12 protein-coding genes and 1 tRNA gene are annotated in these 16,383 nt (G+C 40.9%); 5 read left to right on the top strand and 8 right to left on the bottom strand.

Annotated elements, in window-relative coordinates; translation table 11 throughout:
• Positions 1 to 278: 278 nt before the first annotated feature.
• Positions 279 to 1,433 (top strand): histidine kinase, encoded by a 1,155-nt coding sequence (locus ABJK37_RS07990; protein ID WP_348351858.1) that lies wholly within the window; start codon positions 279 to 281, stop codon positions 1,431 to 1,433.
• Positions 1,430 to 2,080 (top strand): response regulator transcription factor, encoded by a 651-nt coding sequence (locus ABJK37_RS07985; protein WP_348351856.1) that lies wholly within the window; start codon positions 1,430 to 1,432, stop codon positions 2,078 to 2,080. Before ABJK37_RS07990 ends, ABJK37_RS07985 begins: the two co-directional genes overlap by 4 nt.
• A 31-nt stretch (positions 2,081 to 2,111) precedes the next feature.
• Here ABJK37_RS07985 and ABJK37_RS07980 read toward each other — a convergent pair whose 3' ends face one another.
• The 8 genes from ABJK37_RS07980 to ABJK37_RS07945 all read right to left on the bottom strand — a co-directional run bounded on the left by ABJK37_RS07980 (position 2,112) and on the right by ABJK37_RS07945 (position 11,695).
• Positions 2,112 to 2,945 carry a LytTR family DNA-binding domain-containing protein gene (locus ABJK37_RS07980; protein ID WP_348351854.1) on the bottom strand — a complete coding sequence of 278 codons (834 nt, stop codon included), beginning with the start codon at positions 2,943 to 2,945 and terminating at the stop codon, positions 2,112 to 2,114.
• The gene (locus ABJK37_RS07975; RefSeq protein WP_348351852.1) at positions 2,942 to 4,087 is read right to left on the bottom strand and encodes a histidine kinase; all 1,146 of its coding nucleotides are present in this window, start codon (positions 4,085 to 4,087) and stop codon (positions 2,942 to 2,944) included. The genes ABJK37_RS07980 and ABJK37_RS07975 overlap by 4 nt, the downstream gene beginning before the upstream one ends.
• 27 nt (positions 4,088 to 4,114) lie before the next feature.
• Positions 4,115 to 4,825: a LytTR family DNA-binding domain-containing protein gene (locus ABJK37_RS07970; RefSeq protein WP_348351850.1), complete on the bottom strand. Its 711-nt coding sequence runs from the start codon at positions 4,823 to 4,825 to the stop codon at positions 4,115 to 4,117.
• Between the two features lie 501 nt (positions 4,826 to 5,326).
• On the bottom strand, positions 5,327 to 8,254 hold the full coding sequence (locus ABJK37_RS07965) for a TonB-dependent receptor (protein ID WP_348351848.1): 2,928 nt from the start codon (positions 8,252 to 8,254) through the stop codon (positions 5,327 to 5,329).
• A gap of 308 nt (positions 8,255 to 8,562) precedes the next feature.
• Positions 8,563 to 8,877, bottom strand: coding sequence for a DUF3718 domain-containing protein (locus ABJK37_RS07960; RefSeq protein WP_348351846.1), 315 nt, complete (start codon positions 8,875 to 8,877; stop codon positions 8,563 to 8,565).
• A 334-nt stretch (positions 8,878 to 9,211) separates the two neighbouring features.
• Entirely contained in the window at positions 9,212 to 9,541 is a 330-nt protein-coding gene (locus tag ABJK37_RS07955) for a hypothetical protein (RefSeq protein ID WP_348351844.1), read from the bottom strand.
• 112 nt (positions 9,542 to 9,653) lie between these two features.
• Entirely contained in the window at positions 9,654 to 10,781 is a 1,128-nt protein-coding gene (locus ABJK37_RS07950; RefSeq protein WP_348351842.1) for an MbnH family di-heme enzyme, read from the bottom strand.
• Positions 10,772 to 11,695 (bottom strand): MbnP family copper-binding protein, encoded by a 924-nt coding sequence (locus ABJK37_RS07945; RefSeq protein ID WP_348351840.1) that lies wholly within the window; start codon positions 11,693 to 11,695, stop codon positions 10,772 to 10,774. The genes ABJK37_RS07950 and ABJK37_RS07945 overlap by 10 nt, the downstream gene beginning before the upstream one ends.
• Here ABJK37_RS07945 and ABJK37_RS07940 point away from each other — a divergent pair.
• From ABJK37_RS07940 to ABJK37_RS07930, 3 genes are all read left to right on the top strand, one after another.
• Positions 11,673 to 14,411 carry a choice-of-anchor B family protein gene (locus ABJK37_RS07940; protein ID WP_348351838.1) on the top strand — a complete coding sequence of 913 codons (2,739 nt, stop codon included), beginning with the start codon at positions 11,673 to 11,675 and terminating at the stop codon, positions 14,409 to 14,411. The genes ABJK37_RS07945 and ABJK37_RS07940 overlap by 23 nt on opposite strands.
• A 258-nt stretch (positions 14,412 to 14,669) precedes the next feature.
• Positions 14,670 to 14,746 (top strand) — tRNA-Ile (locus ABJK37_RS07935).
• Positions 14,747 to 15,428: 682 nt separating this feature from the next.
• Positions 15,429 to 16,383, top strand: a 955-nt coding sequence (locus ABJK37_RS07930) for an IS110 family transposase (protein ID WP_348351836.1), incomplete at its 3' end; no start/stop codon positions are given.

Genomic DNA, 16,383 nt, shown 5'->3' with positions numbered 1-16,383 from the left:
CCTTTGGGCGAGGTTTAAAAGCACCTACTCTGCGTTGCTCGAACTTACAATAGAATAACTATTGCTTCATTCGAGCGCCTTGATTAGGTGATTTTAAATCTCGCTGAGCGATCAATTGTTAGGATGGATTGGTATTACAAGTACCTCTCATCTTAACTGGCGTTGTTGCTCAATATTAGTGCCAAAGTCACCTTCCTAAATATGACTAATGGGCTATAGCAACAGGCGATAATAGGCTGCTAAGCTACACCAAATAATAAAAACTATCGGCCTTCATAATGTTACAAAAAGTGTTGTTGCAAAAACTGAAACCTATTTTTTCTTTAGATATGTTTAGTGCTGTGGGCACTTGGGCTGTCGTCAGTTTTAGTGCTTGTTACTTTATGTTAGTGAGTGATAGTTTTGATTTAGGCAGTGTTTTAGTAGCCGCGTGCCTACATCTGACTTTTATTACTTTATGGCTGCTGTCTACGCAAACATTTACCAATAATTTTTCTAGAACATTTAAAATTGCGTTGCTGATCTCCCAATATGGCTGCGTGATAGGTTTATACTTTACGGTGCCATACAACTATTCGGCAATATTAGTTACCATTTGGTGCACCTTATTGCCTACTGTTATATCAATGAGATTAGCGATCTTGAGTGCCCCGCTTTGGTCAGCGCCACTATGGCTTATTTACCAGTATTATTGGCATGAAGAATACGCCTTAATGTCAGCTGTGTTATTTTTTATGTTTAACATTTTCGCCTTGATTATGGTCAATACTGCCAACAAAGAGCGACTAGCCAAAGAACACGCTAATCAACTCAATCGCCAATTATTAGCAACCCAGAAATTGCTCAGCCAAGCCAACAAACAAGCTGAGCGTGTGAGAATTGCGCGAAACATCCACGACTTATTGGGTCATCACCTGACAGCTTTAACCATTAATTTGCAAGTCGCCTCGAGAATTAGCCAAGGTGAAGCCAAAGAAAAAATCGAAACCTGTCATGGATTGGCAAAGTTACTACTGAGTGATGTACGAGAGGCGGTGTCAGAGATTAGAGAAAAATCAAATATCGAACTGAAAGACGCATTACTGGCACTTTGTGACAATTTACCTGGATTAAAAGTACAGCTTCAGTTTGATAACAATGTCAAAATTAGTGAAGTCAATATCGCCGATACTATAGTCAAATGTGTGCAGGAATCGTTGACCAACACCATTAAACACAGTACTGCGGATAGATTGCAATTGGATATTAAACAACTAGAACAGGCTATTGCTGTGAACATCTGTGACAACGGTAAACCCATAAAACATCTTAAAGTGGGCAACGGATTGCGAGGTATGGCAGAACGCCTGGAACTAATTGGTGGCGACGTCAGTTTTACCCATAATGTTAATGGGTTTCGTACTTCTATTATTGTTCCTCAAGCAGCCCAATGATCAACGTAATGTTAGTGGACGACCAAACCTTAGTGAGGGAAGGCATTAAGAGTTTACTATCACTATCAGAAGAAATTGAAGTTGTTGCAGAAGCCAATGACGGCGATCAAGTGCTAAATGTTCTACACCATGTTGGTCATCAGTGTGTTGATGTCATTCTTATGGACATAAGTATGCCTATTCAAACCGGCATTGACGCAATGCAAGGCTTGCAAGCAGCTAATATTCTTATCCCTGTTATCATGCTAACCACCTTTGATGATCAACAATTAGTATTGCAAGCGATTCAAAGTGGAGCAAAAGGATACTTACTGAAAGATGTGTCGTTGGAAACCTTAGTTGAAGGCATAAAAACCGTTCATCAAGGTAACACTTTAATCCAGCCAGCGATTACCCAGCGCATTATTCAAGGCTTAAAAAAACGCCCGCGACAAGACTTGGAACAACAAGAATCTCCCGAACTTACTGAAAAAGAAAAAGAGGTGTTACGTTTGATGGCTTCAGGTTACAGTAACAAAGAAATCTCAAGTGCGATGTTTAAATCCGAAGGAACAGTTAAAAATCAAGTCTCTGCGATTCTTTCTAAGCTTGAGGTACGAGATAGAACCCGCGCAGTGCTTAAAGCCATAGAGCTAGGCGTAATTTAGTCGTTATCAAATGACATGATTCGATACAAGCTTAGGATTGGTTGTCCTTTCGCAATTCTTCTAGTTTAAATTTATATTTTCGACTGACCTTAACACTGTCACCCGATGTGAGTTGCGCTAAGTATTCACCGTTGGAATTGGGGGTTAGTTTTTGCAATTTGCTCAAATTAATCATTGCAGAACGATTGACCCTAGGGAAAAGGTTAGGGTCGAGCTCCTGCTCAAATTGTTTAAGAGTTTTACGAATAATGTGGGTTCCGTCCAAAGTATGCACACACATATAATCACCGGCCGCTTCAATCCAAGAGATATCATCGAGCTTCACTCTGAGCCACTCTGAACCACTTTTCATTGAAACAGTTTGCTGCAACTCACTCATTGAGCCTCCACCTGAAACCTCTAGATTGCGTATAAAACCATCTATAGAGTTCCCAGTTTTACGACTCAGTAATTCGTCTAGTTTTTGATGCTGCAGCACTACATCACTGTCAAAAAACGAATCCACCAGTTTACTTAAACAACTGGCTAACCTGTCATCCGAAAAGGGCTTAAGTAAATAATCAAAAGCCTGAAATTCAAAGGCACTAATAGCAAACTCCCTAAATGCTGTTACAAACACAACTTTAGGTACAGGTGCAGTATTTTTGGATAGTTGCTCTGCCAACTCAAGCCCACTCAATCCTGGCATTTCAATATCGACAAACGCAATATCAGGGTGAAACTCTTCAATAGCCAACAGTGCATGTTGTGCAGAAGGGCATTGTGCAACCACTTCAAACCTAGTGTCATCCTTTAACCTCAGCATTAATCCTTCTCTGGCCAAAGACTCATCATCAACTATAATGGCTGTCAACTGACGACTCATGAATACTCCATTGGTATTGAAATTTTCACACGATATCCTCGTGTTCCACCACGAATAATCTCAAAACTATGATTATTTGGATACAAAACATTGAGGCGGTCGATAATATTCTGTACACCCACTCCTTTATGACCAGAAGCAGTTTGCTCTTTAGCATCAGCAGCGGCATCCAACAAGGCATTATCTTGAGCAGGTCCGTTGTCTGCCACCTCTAAATGTAAAGAACCATCCTTACACTTAGCGCTCACTTCAATTAATCCACCACTGGACATCTGCGCAATAGCGTATTTGATAGAATTCTCAACTAAAGGTTGCAACAACAAACTTGGCACAAGTAAGGCTTCAGTATGTGGTTCAATTTCGAATTTGACTGTTAGCCTGTCGTCGAAACGTGTTTTTTCGATTTCCAAATACAGCATTAATGCCTTTAATTCGTCATACAAACGGATCTTTTTTTCAGGATCATTATCTAAGGAAAAGCGTAAAAACGTAGACAACCTAATTAGCATACCATTGGCTTTGTCCTTACTACCTCTTAATACTAAGGTGGAGACTGCGTTTAGTGTGTTGAATAAAAAATGTGGATTAATTTGATAACGCAACATTTTAATTTGCGAAATATGAGATAAGCGAACGGCTTCAATATGAAGCTTTTTTTCGTTGATCAGTCGATAATGGTAATTGATGCCAAAATACAACGTACTCCATACAAATATCATAAAAAACGCGTAACTAGCCGACATAAACAGCATATACCACCTAAAGTCCTCTGATGGATTGCCTGAAATTAAGGCTACAACATCAAAATCCTCGTAGTAATACCACATAGCTAGATTTTTTACTGGCGTCCAAATACCTGAAACAATTAAACTCCCCAACATAATAGCGGCTATTAATTGCCCCGAAGGTAAGCCCCAACAATGGCGATAAATATATCTTAGCGGCCATGTAAGGAATGCAGCAAAGACCCCCGACAACACCAAGGGGAAAAACACTTCTAATCCTAGTTTGTTGAAATCGCGATAGAAAAACACATTGTCCACCGTGAAAATAAAAACATAGGTCATCCACCCTAAACCGTGCAATAGCCAAAATGAGGGTTTATCTTTTTTGGCTATAAATGTTTCTGCTGTGCCATTCACTTATATGTTCAACTTAAAGTACATGAATTAAGAATCTACCCCTAACGCTTCGAAAAGTGAGGCCTTATGACCCTGTCCGATTTTGACTTCATCACCGTTGTTCAAATGTAATAACGAGAACCGGCCTAGCTCACTACTCAACGAATTAATTTTCTCAACGTTTACCATCGCAGAGCGGTGCACACGGATAAACTGTTGTGGGTCGAGCTGCATTTCTAACTTGGACAGGGTTTCTCTATGCAACAACATACGATTTTCACAGTGAAGTTCTACGTAATTGGCCGAACCTTTTATCCAAATAATGTCCTGCACATTCACAAATTCAACCGCACCTACAGATTTCACAGCTAATATGCTTTTGCACGGTTTAACTGTATTGCGCTTCTGATTTTCAACTTTTTGCAACACCGCCGCCAATCGACTGTTTTCAAATGGCTTAAGCAAGTAGTCGGTCGCTTCAATATCAAATGCTTGTAACGCATAATCACTCGACGCCGTCGTAAACACCCAGTGGCAATCAAGGCTTTTTGCCAGTTTCCCAGCTAACTCAATACCACTACCACCAATAATATTAATATCCATGAAACATACGTCTGGTCGATGTTTTAGCAGTAAACTTTCGGCTTCTTTATATTCGCCCGCTTGGCCATCTATTAGCCAGTTATTCTGCTGCTCTACAAAACTGGTTATTCTCTCTCTAGCCAGGTTTTCATCATCAATAACTATGCAGTGATACATATATATCTTTCCTGAATTTATGTGGGACAGAATATACATTCGGGGGGATAAACATAGAACATTTGTGAGACCAAATGCGGTTATTTGGGATTAATGACACCAACTTTTATCGTCTCATTAGTTAAAAACAAGAAAAGGCTGCACCAAATGGCAACAGCCTTTGCTTAATTCAGGAAGCAATACATGTTCTTGTGAATCTGGTAAAAACATATATTCATCGGGTCACTACTCCGACGCTGTTAGTTTAGGTTTATCTGTTTGAATTAAAACCAAAATGTGATGAATCATCCAGATGATGGGATGAACGCCACCATATATCGATTAGGCAACATTTTGACATATTTGCAACAACAACTACCTCTCAACCTCAGGCTAAATGTAAGCATTAGTGAAATGCATAACAAATTGTTAACCGACCTATTTATTTTTATTACTTCACAAATAAAAAAACCAGTAGTTATTCACTACTGGTTTTATCTGACTAAAAGATTCTAATTAAAACTAGAATACAAATTTAGCACCTAGGTAGAAGCGACGAGGTTCAACCCAGTCTTTTGCTTCGCCGAAGGCAAATGAACCACTACCTGCAACAAACTGCTCTTCTTCAAGAACCGCTTGATCATCTAAGACGTTAAAGATGTCTAAGAAGAACTCAGCTGAGTAGTCTTCACTGAAGTCATAAGTGTATTTAACACGCATATCCAATGTACCGTATGCTGGCGTTTTTTCACTGGCTACGTTACCAGGTGCAATCCACAAACCATCATAACCACCGAAGTCATAAGTTTCTGTTTCACGCAATGGTAAATAACGACCATAAACGTTGGTTGCTCTGTTATACAAAATACCAGAGTTCCAGTTATAAACCGCACCAATTTCTAGGCCATTGTCGAAGTAATAAGTACCGAATATTCGAGCTGAATGTTCAATATTACCAGGTTGGTCATCGTACATATTTGGCGCACGAGGATCTAAGTAATAGAAGTCACCCTGTAAGTCGGCGTTACCATCCGAGTTAGTGTTACCTTGAGCATCGTTATAAGTATACGACGCGCGCATAGTCCAGTTATCTGAACGTAGTTTACTAAAGACTACTTCAACACCTTGATAATCACGTTTACCACCTTTTAAGGTACCGATAACGTAGTTAGAACCAGGGTTTTCATCATAACCAAAATATGCCAGAGGCAACGCTAGGCTAGTACCGTCTAGTTGGCCACCTTCTGTATATACACCTAGGTCGTAATCTTCCATGATATCTCTGGTTTTACGATTGGTATAAGTAACAGACAAATTGGTATTTTCAGATAGGTTTTTCGAATAACCGATCAAGTATTCATCTGTGTAAGGGGTCTTAGTAGTAGGTGAAAAGAATGCGTCTTGAGTAGCTACACCACCACGAGTACGGAACGTACTCCAGTCACCATTTACAAAGATTTGCTCTTCACGAACAGAACCGGTTAGGTCACCCGCAAATGACGTCATATCCGTACGGATTGGATCGTAATAACGACCAGCGAAAGCCCATACTTTAGAATCACCGTCACCATTGATGTCGTAAACCGCGCTCAAGCGATGTGCAATATCCCAATCGAAAGTGAATATTGTGGCGCCAGTAGAAGCGATGTGCTCCCATTTTTCTGCACGAAAACCAATATTTAAAGTTAGGTCATCAATAATGATTTTATCTTGGATGTAAAAGGTTTGTCCTTCTGTCTCAAGTTTAGACTCAGCTTGTTGTGTTTGAATAATACGATACGCGTTAATATCACCAGTAGGGTTGCCAGCTGTGCTGTCAAAAACTATCCCTGGTACGTCTGCAGCATCTATACCTGCTCCTTCTGCGATACGGTTGATATCATCTTCAGAAAGATCTTTAACCCCAACCCAAGCAGAGTTTACGTCAGTGTATTCCGCAAACGTCACACCTGCATCTGAAGCTGCAATAGAGGTATATAGCGCTCCGTCACCTGTATACACTTCGTTAGTGATGTTTTCATTGGTTTCGGCAGAGTAACCCGCTTCAATCGTATGGAAACCAAAGTCGGTGTCTAAGTAATACTCAATATTCACATAAGCACTTTCTTTATTACGGTCTCTAAGGGTATCTGAACCCAAACCACCAAGGTCAGTGTCAGCCTGAGTAGTCGTTGCTGCATCTGCAAGATAAGCCACATCGTTACGAGTTGATTTGTCTTTAGCTAAATCAGAAAGTTCCGATTCGTGCCTCATAAAACCAGCGTTAACCACTACATCATCCCAAGTATGGGAATAGTCAAGTTTATAGTTATTACCACCTTGAGTACGCGCACGGTCACGGTTTGATAATACATCGAAATCACTTCTACCTGAAATATCAGTAGGATCATTGAAGAAAGTTAAGACTAAACGATCGTCTTCTGTCGCTTGCCAAGTAAGTTTACCAAAACCTAGTTTACTTTCGTCTTCAACAGAACGTGAAATTTCGCCTGTTGCAGGATCGGTTACATCGTCTTCACGATTTTTAACTTGGTAAGAAGCAAAAAACCATAGTTTGTCTTTGATTATTGGGCCGCCTAATGTGACAGCAGTATCAAAGGTTGAGAATCCAGCAGCAGCCTGAGATTCATTGTCGTAATCGCCAACTAAACTATCGTTTTGCAAATAATAGTTAACAGAGCCATGAAACTCATTACCACCTGACTTAGTCACTACTCGTGATACTAAACCACCACCACCAGCATATTTAGCAGGAACGGCGCCAGTAATAACTTGTTGTTCTTGGATGATTTCAGAGTTGATGTTACCACCGAAAGTACCAGATTCATTGTCTGTTACGTTTACGCCATCGATGTAATAAACGTTATCAGTAGAAACACCAACAGCACCACCTGCATCAGAGTAGTTAACACCTGATTTAGAAGAAGGGTTACCACCAGAACTTGGTTTAACACCTGGAGTCAACTGTAAATAAGACTGATAAGAACGACCAGTAGGAAGTGACTCAGTCATATCAAGGGTAATATCTAACCCAGTTGTTGCTGAAGTTGTATCAATCGCAGCCATTGAACGACCAGAAACAGTAATTGTTTCCATATCTGAAGAACTGCCAATTGCATAACTAAGGTTTAGGCTTTTACCTGTTTGAACCCTAACGTTGGTTGCTTCAAAAGACTGGATGTTGTCGCCGTTTATACTGACTGTATATTGGCTAGAAGCATCTAAGCCCCTAAGCGTTACATATCCGTCTGCATCTGTTACTGCGTCTTTACTTGCTAAAGAATCTGGAGCTTTAACCAATACTGTGGCGCCAGATACTGGGCTACCGTTAGCGTCAGTGACTCGAATTTTTAAACCACCAGTATCAAGTGCAAATGCTGCCCCTGAAAAACCCAGTGCTGCTACCACAGCTAAGGCTGTTATATTTTTTCTAAATGTAATTTTTCCCATGAAAAACTCCCTGATATGTGTTTTTAATTATAAATGATCGATTTGCTGCGGATGCAGCTTGCCGATTTTACGACGCTATCAAAAAGTTCAATTGGGAAGCTAGCTTAGGGACGAACATAACGCACAGTGTGTCTAATCCCCACTTAATTAGGGACGGAATTTTTAGTTTTCAAAAATTGGTCAACCAAAAAATTATACGCTGTTCGAGCGAATTATTTTCTGAAAAACAGTGAGTGTTTCCAACCTGAGTTCAGGGCAAACAATAGCAGGTAAAAATCACTCACTTTAGGAATGTCATGGCTAATGCTCTATAACTTAGCCAGTAATTCTTCATAGTTAACTTTACTCATGCGAGCCATAAATTTAGCGGTATTTTCAGCTTTACTCACAATCGCAAAAGTCACGGGATCATAACCATTGCAGACTAAACCTTTACTTACTGCTTTGGGATTAATACCACTGTCTCTAATGGCAATATGTAGTTTAATTTTACTATCACTTTGGATCGCCTCACATATTTTAACTAAATTTGCTTCAGTATGTTTATCGATATATTTCGCTTGTGCACTTCCGGCTAAAAATAATCCTGCGGTTAATATGCTACCAATAATGATTTTTTTCATGACGTCTCACCTTGTGTTTGTTTAAGTCTGCATGATTGCAAGTTCATGCTTAATGTAGAGGGCAAGGCGATTTAAAGATGATGAAAATAGCTTAAGCGCGGCTAAATGCGACTAAGCGACCAACCTACTATCTTCAGCGATAAACTATCGTTGTTAATGTTAAGTTAATCGAATTGTGAGTTATTTTGTTACATTCTCCAGTATTAAAAGAGTCCAACAGTGATCTGCAGGCCATAACTGAACAACAGTACGGATTGGTATTTCAATAATAAATAGTAGATACAAAAAAGCCCTGGATAACAGGGCTTTTGAGGTGAATGACTGAGCGATTAAATTAAAAAGCGTTTTCCTGGTGGATCTTAATAAACAACGGAGTGCCATGTTTACTGTAATCAATCTTATATTCTTTGCCATTAATAGTTTGCACAAATAACAGTATTTTTTCTTCACCAAAGACATCGATGCTGGTTACATCAACTAACTCCATATCTTGATTTTTAGCTTCGCGTTTATTCTCAGGCACTTTACCGGCATATTCTTTAATGCCTTTGTGGGTAACAACAACCGGAGGATGGTCCTCACCATTAACGACAAGTAAATCCAACTTCCGTATTTTATGAATCAGGGTATTGCGACCACTTACTAAAAAGGGCTTCTCGGTCATTTTGTTCTCCATTGAAACTGCTCTGATTATAATTAGTTTAAGGTTTGTTAACCTTTTATTTTAAGAAGATACCAAAGTTCTTTTGCCCTTGCACCCCTTAGTTTTTATACGGTCAAGGAGATTTAGATCCATGATTTACATTAGATTTTAAAAACTGCCGATCCGTCAAGCTTTGCAAAAAAGCAATGAGATCCTGTTTTTGTTGCGGTTGCAGCATAAAACCAGCCAAAAACGGACTTTTCAATGGGTTAGAAACACCTTGCTCTCTACCACCCGCAGCATAGAATTCAATGACTTGGTCTAAGGTCTGCAAACTTCCATCATGCATATAAGGTGCACTGACTTCTACGTTACGCAAGGTGGGCGCTCTGAACTTGCCCATATCTTGGGGTTGCAAGCTAACTTCTATCAAGCCCTGGTCAATTGTAGGATACGCCCCTTTTTCATCAAGGTTATACAACCCCGTGTTATGAAAAGGTCGTAGGTCTAACCTTTGATTCTGATGTTGACTCGACTGCGTAAAATTAAATCCACCATGACAATGAAAACATTCGAAGGTCTCAGAAAAAAATAATTCCATGCCTCTTTTAGCGGAATCAGTCATTGCAGCATCGTTGTTCTGATAGGCATACTCATCAAATGCAGAAGCAAAACTGGTTAAGCTTCTTACGTAGCTGGCGAGTGCTTTGACTATTTTATCAAAATTGACCTGTTTATCATCAAAGGCATTATCAAATAGTGCCGCATATCTCTTATTAGTAAACCTTTGTAATATTTCGTTCTCATGCCCTGTTATCCCTAGCTCGATTGGGTCTTCAGAAAACATCGGTATTAAAATTTGCTGCTCGATACTATTTAATCCTGAATGCGCCCAGGTCAAGTTACTGTTATAAGCTACATTCACTAAGGATTGGGTATTGCGCCTATGGTTTTGCCCTGTTGCTCCCACGGCAGTTTTTTTCGGTTCAGAAAAAGCATACTCTGGCTGATGACAACTCGCGCAAGACATAGTTTGATTAAATGACAAATCCACATCAAAAAATAACTGCTTTCCTAATACTACTTTAGCAACCGACATTGGATTGTCTTGTGGAACTAACGGGCTTGGAAATCCCTTAGGTAGTTGCCAATCGTATTGGTTTTGATTCTCAGCTGGCGGTTTACAACTTAGTAGCCCACCAAAAACAACCAGATACCCTGCTAATTTAAGCAAGTAACTTGGACCCATAATTAATGCCATTCAAATACGTTTTGAGTGGTTAAGTTAGACATCAAAACATCACAACTTTGTTGCTTCGAGTGAAACAAACATGACCCGTCTCGTTGTAAAGGTGTATCAGCAATGAGTCTGTCTAGATGCAATACAAGCTTGGCGCCATTATTCTGTTTGTCTAAATCAAATCGCACTCTATTAGGTTGCACACATTCTTCTTGGGGTGAACGCATGGTCGAAGCGGCGCTGCATCCTACGCTGCCCATATGAAACACCCAATTATTGTTTGGACTTTGCATGTCTAAACGTAAAAATTTATGACCAGAACGCCATGACCAAAACATGCTAGGAAGATTCAGTGGCGAAGGCTGTAATAAAGGGTTTTGGTGATTAAGCCCAAAAGGTACGGCAAGGGAAAATGAAAGGTGTTGCGCCGAATCAAGATCGACAGGCGCAGCAAATTGCAAATAATCATTGGTTTTAAGAGCTTCATCTGAAGCTTGTTTGCCAAGCTCAGTTTGCGCTTTAGCAGTGGATTCTATATCACAGCCTGGCAAATAAGGTTGCACCAACACCACACCATCGCTTTGCCAAGGGGTTGTGCTCAGTTGTGGTTTTATATCCGCTCCTTTTGCCGATAATTGTACATTGCTGATAAAAAAAGCCAGTTGCTCGATAGACCAATTTTGCTGATGATGCGCAAACTCATTGCAATCTAAGGGACTACCATTATGCCAAACCTCAAAGGCAATACTGTGTGCTCCATCTAATTTTGAACAGCTACTGACGAGTACAGCTAAGCAACTTATAACAAAAAGCGAGAATACTTTTATTTGTCCATGAGAGAACAAAAATTTTGATATGTCGGGTCTAAAAGGTAAGGTATTAACAAGCTTCATATAGTAATAGGTAATTTTCATGCGGTGTTTAATTGGCGTCATAATGATACTGGCGATAGGGTACAGTCAAGGCGTTACGGCCCATGCAGAACACGACAAGGCGCGTTTTGTGGCAAGCAACGGCGAAGACATAGGCAATTGCGGTAATCGATTTCGCCCTTGCAAAACAGTCACTTACGCGGCTCAAAAAGCCAATAAAGGCGATACAATTCTAGTCGCCCAAGGCCAATACCAGATAAAATCAGAACAAGATTTATTATATTTCACTGGTCAAATTGTGCCCGTTCTTGGCGGTTATAACCAAGTTGAGCAGTATCAAGCTCAAAGTCCCGATACTTACCTCACTACGGTTTCTGGTGTACCAGTTAAATATGCACAACAGCTTAGTCAACAAGGTTTTAACGTTATAAGTGATACCAAAGGGTTAGCAAAACTAAGTGCACAAGCAAAAGGTCTAAATAGTACTAAGTTGCAAATGATGCAGCAAAAACAAGTCAGTAAAGCCTGCGTAGAAAACAGTGCCGATGGTTTTGAATGCAATAATATGTCGCTATTGGCCCACCTTCCTTTAAGTGATTTTCCCAACAATCCATCTGCAGCAAATGATATTTGGGGCCACGTAGATTTAAACACGCAAAAGGAATACGCCATAGTAGGCTTGATAAATGGCGCAGCTGTGATTGATGTTACCTCTCCCACCGCTCCTGAAGTGGTAGGCAGCATTCTTGGACTGTCTTCATCTTGGAGAGACATCAAGGTTTACCAGTACTTTGACCCTGCTTCATTGCGCTGGAAGGCCTATGCCTATTCTACGACCGAAGCCAACGAAGGATTAACTATCATCGATTTGAACGATTTGGAGAATGGGATTTCATTAGTCCGACGTCAAACTACCGATGCAACTGCTCACAATATATACATCAGTAACCTCGACTACTCACTGAATATCCCCCTAGCCGGGCAAGAGCCCGCAGTGCATATTTTAGGATCTAATTTGTTTGGCGGTTCGTTTCGTTCTTACAGCTTAAGCGATCCTGAAACATTGGGCGCCACTTATTCTAATTCGTCTGGTAGCCGCAACGATTACACTCATGATGCCGCATCACTAATAGTCAATGACGCACGGGCCCAAACCGATTGTGTGCAAGCCAATAACAATGACTGTTTAGTTTTTTTAGATTTCAACGAAGATGAACTTATCGTGTGGGACCACACTGATAAAAATCAGCCCATCGAGTTAGGCGCAGGATCGTATCCTAATGCTGAATACACCCACTCAGGATGGACAAGTGACGATAAACAATTTGTCATCGTACATGACGAACTAGATGAACAACGGCACAGCCTGAACACCACTTTAAATATATTTGATATTAGTAGTTTGACTACACCAACATTAGTGGGAACTTGGACCGGCCCCACTCGCGCCATAGACCATAATGGTTTTGTGCGTGGAAACCGCTATTACATGTCGAACTATGAACGTGGCGTAACGGTTTTAGATATCACTGATCCAAGTAGCCCTGTTGAGGTAGGTTTTTTCGATACTTATCCAGTATCCAACAACGCTGGATTTAACGGCGCATGGGGTATTTACCCATTTTTACCTAGCGGCAATATTATAGTCAGCGATATCAACAGCGGCCTATATATCCTTCAAGACCAAACATTAGATAACAACACAGCCACACTCCACTTCGAAACCAAACAAACGAGTGTTAATGAAGGCCAAAGCATCAGCATAGCGGTCAACAAAACCGGAAATGGCGCCAGCACTGTGGGGTACGAAATATTACCAGGCTCTGCCAATCTAGAGGATTTTGAGATAACAAGTGGCGAATTACAATGGTCAACTAACGACACCGAATCGCAAAATATAGTGCTACAAACCACTTCCGATGACTTAGATGAAATAACGGAAACTCTGTTCATACGACTATTTGATCCCAAAAACGGGGCAACGCTGGTCAATCCGAGCATTGCCACAGTGCAAATTATAGATGCACTCAATCAAGGGCAGATTGTATTTGCAACAAATGAAATAACCGTACAAGAAACCAGTGGAACAGTACAAGTTGCAGTGACCCGCCAAGGCGGTAGCGATGGTGAGTTAAGTGTCAACTATTTACTTAGCCCAGAAACGGCATTATTAGACGTTGATGCCAATGGGGTAAATGGCACACTTACATGGACAGACGGAGACAGTGCCGACAAGTTTATAGACATCACTATTATCAACGACAGTGAAACTGAAACTCAAGAGTCACTACTTTTAACGCTTAGTAGCGATAGCCCCAATACACTTGGCGACCAATCAACCTTAACTATCGCTATCCGCGATGACGAATCGAACCAAGCCCCCGTAGCCACCCTAGGAGATAACTTTGAAGTCAATACCAGACAAAGCGTTACCTTAGTGGGCAGTGGTAGCGACCCAGAAAACCAACCTCTTAGTTATCAGTGGCAACAACTATCTGGTACTACCGTCACCATTAATAATGCCAACAATGCACAAGCCAGCTTTACCGCCCCTAGTGGCGCGACAACATTAGAGTTTTCACTCACTGTTACTGACGATTTTGGGTTAACCAGTACCGCTAATATTTCGGTCACTGTGGTTGCTGTTGCTCAACCTCAATCCAATTCTTCAGGGGGAGGCAGCGTAAGTTTTTGGTTACTTATGGGGTTGATATCAGTGTTTTTACAACGCGCTATTCCAATCCGGCGCACTACCTTTGATTTTTTCAATCAAAGGTAACAGCATAAAATTAACTTCGGGGGCTCGGCCCTAACCGAGATCCCCCGCCTCAATTTTATTGCTCACCTAAGTGACCACAAAAAATTCAAAATTTAGCCAATGCAGTAGCATTAACGCACAATTATTAAGCAGTTGAATTATAAATTGCTATTTCTTGCACTTTCAGAGGCCTCAAAGTGATGACAAGTCCTAAAAAACTGCTTATACTGCGCGTCGCTTTTAGGCCACTTAGGACTTAAAGCACATAAAAATGAAAATGGCCCTTTAGCTCAGTTGGTTAGAGCATACGACTCATAATCGTCAGGTCCCCTGTTCGAGTCAGGGAAGGGCCACCATTTTTAAATACCTCAAGCAGAAGTATTCACTAACAAATATTACACGCCCTTATTTTTGTAGCATATTTACAGCGAAATGAAATTCTAATTATTCACTACCCTGTTGAAAGAATAAAACAATAGCTAACTTCGTCCTCACGACGATGATCCGTTTCGAATCTAGTGCTTCATAATCGTCCATTAAAAGCCCTTGCCAACATTTACTGGCACGATGTATCGCCACTTAACGCGAAGCCCTAATATTCATAGCAATTAAAATAGACTCTGTAAATTTGTACACATACAGGTGCAAGTGGTATTTACGTTGCACAATTGGCGCGGAAAAATCACGTTAACTAGGAAGAAGCACTCAATACATTGTTGAGGCTCGTTACTATTACGTTCAAACGGTCGCTAGAAAGTATTCTTAACGCCTTGTTAACCGTGCATTAGGATTTCAAACGCCATAAACCATTTAAAAGGCGTTATAGAACTCCCCTAGTATTATGTATACGTAGTGTAGGTATGACGTTATGGATTTTTAAATTAGAAAATTTAATTTGATAAATACCTAGACATAATGACTCCACACGAGCCACCTTTAAAGGTGCTGATCTCCAATTTTTCGTGGGTTAGCTAAGCCAGCGTGGCCCGGCCAGAGCCATAATAGTTGTGTTGAACAAACTAATAAAAGGAGATCAGCATGAACAAACATAACATACTTTTTATTGGCCTTGATACTCACAAGGAGTTTATCGAAGTGGCCTACATCGAAGACCAACGCGGCGCTAAACCTATCCACTTAGGCAGGCAGTCAAGCAGTAAGATTGCGATAAAAAAACTAGCCCGTCAGTTTGAATCAAAATACCCTAATGCCACTTTACATTTTGTGTATGAAGCGGGCCCGTGTGGTTATTGGATTTATCGCTTACTTACCAGCCTTGGGCATTGCTGTTATGTAGTGGCACCGTCACTCATTCCTAAGAAACCAGGGGATAGAGTCAAAACCGACAAGCGCGATGCCATGATGCTCGCCAAACTGCTTAAGTCTGAAGACCTCACACCTATTTATGTACCTGAGCCGGAAGATGAAGCGGTACGCGACTTATCTCGAGCCCGTGAGGTCGCAATGAAGGATTTGAAAGACGCTAAGTATCAACTTAAAGCCATGTTATTGCGCAACAACATCAACTGTAAAATAAAGGACAATTGGAATGCCGCACACCTGCATTGGTTAACCGAATTAGTCTTGCCTCACCCTGCACAACAGATTGTATTGCAAGAAGCGATTCAAACAATTACAGAGCGTATTAGCCGAATAGAGCGCTTAGATAATGAACTCTCCCATCAAGTAGCCAGTTGGCGTTATTATCCAGTGGTTAAAGCCGTACAAGCTATGCGAGGAGTGAGGTTATTAGTCGCCACTGGTGTCGTAGCCGAGCTAGGGGATTTAAATCGATTTGACCACCCTAGAAAGCTGATGAGTTATGTGGGCTTAGTGCCCAGTGAACACTCAAGCGGCGGAAAACGGAGATTAGGCGCTATCACCAAATGCGGTAATGGCCGAGCCAGACGATTACTCATAGAAGGCGCGCATAGCTATCGCTACAACGCGAATATATCCACTGAACTGCAAAAACGACAAGAAGGCTTACCCA

It is taken from the genome of Paraglaciecola sp. (genome assembly GCF_039964565.1).
In the GTDB taxonomy this organism is placed as follows: domain Bacteria; phylum Pseudomonadota; class Gammaproteobacteria; order Enterobacterales; family Alteromonadaceae; genus Paraglaciecola.
The sequence above is the reverse complement of the archived record's forward strand: the minus strand, read 5'-3'. Positions and strand labels throughout refer to the sequence as shown.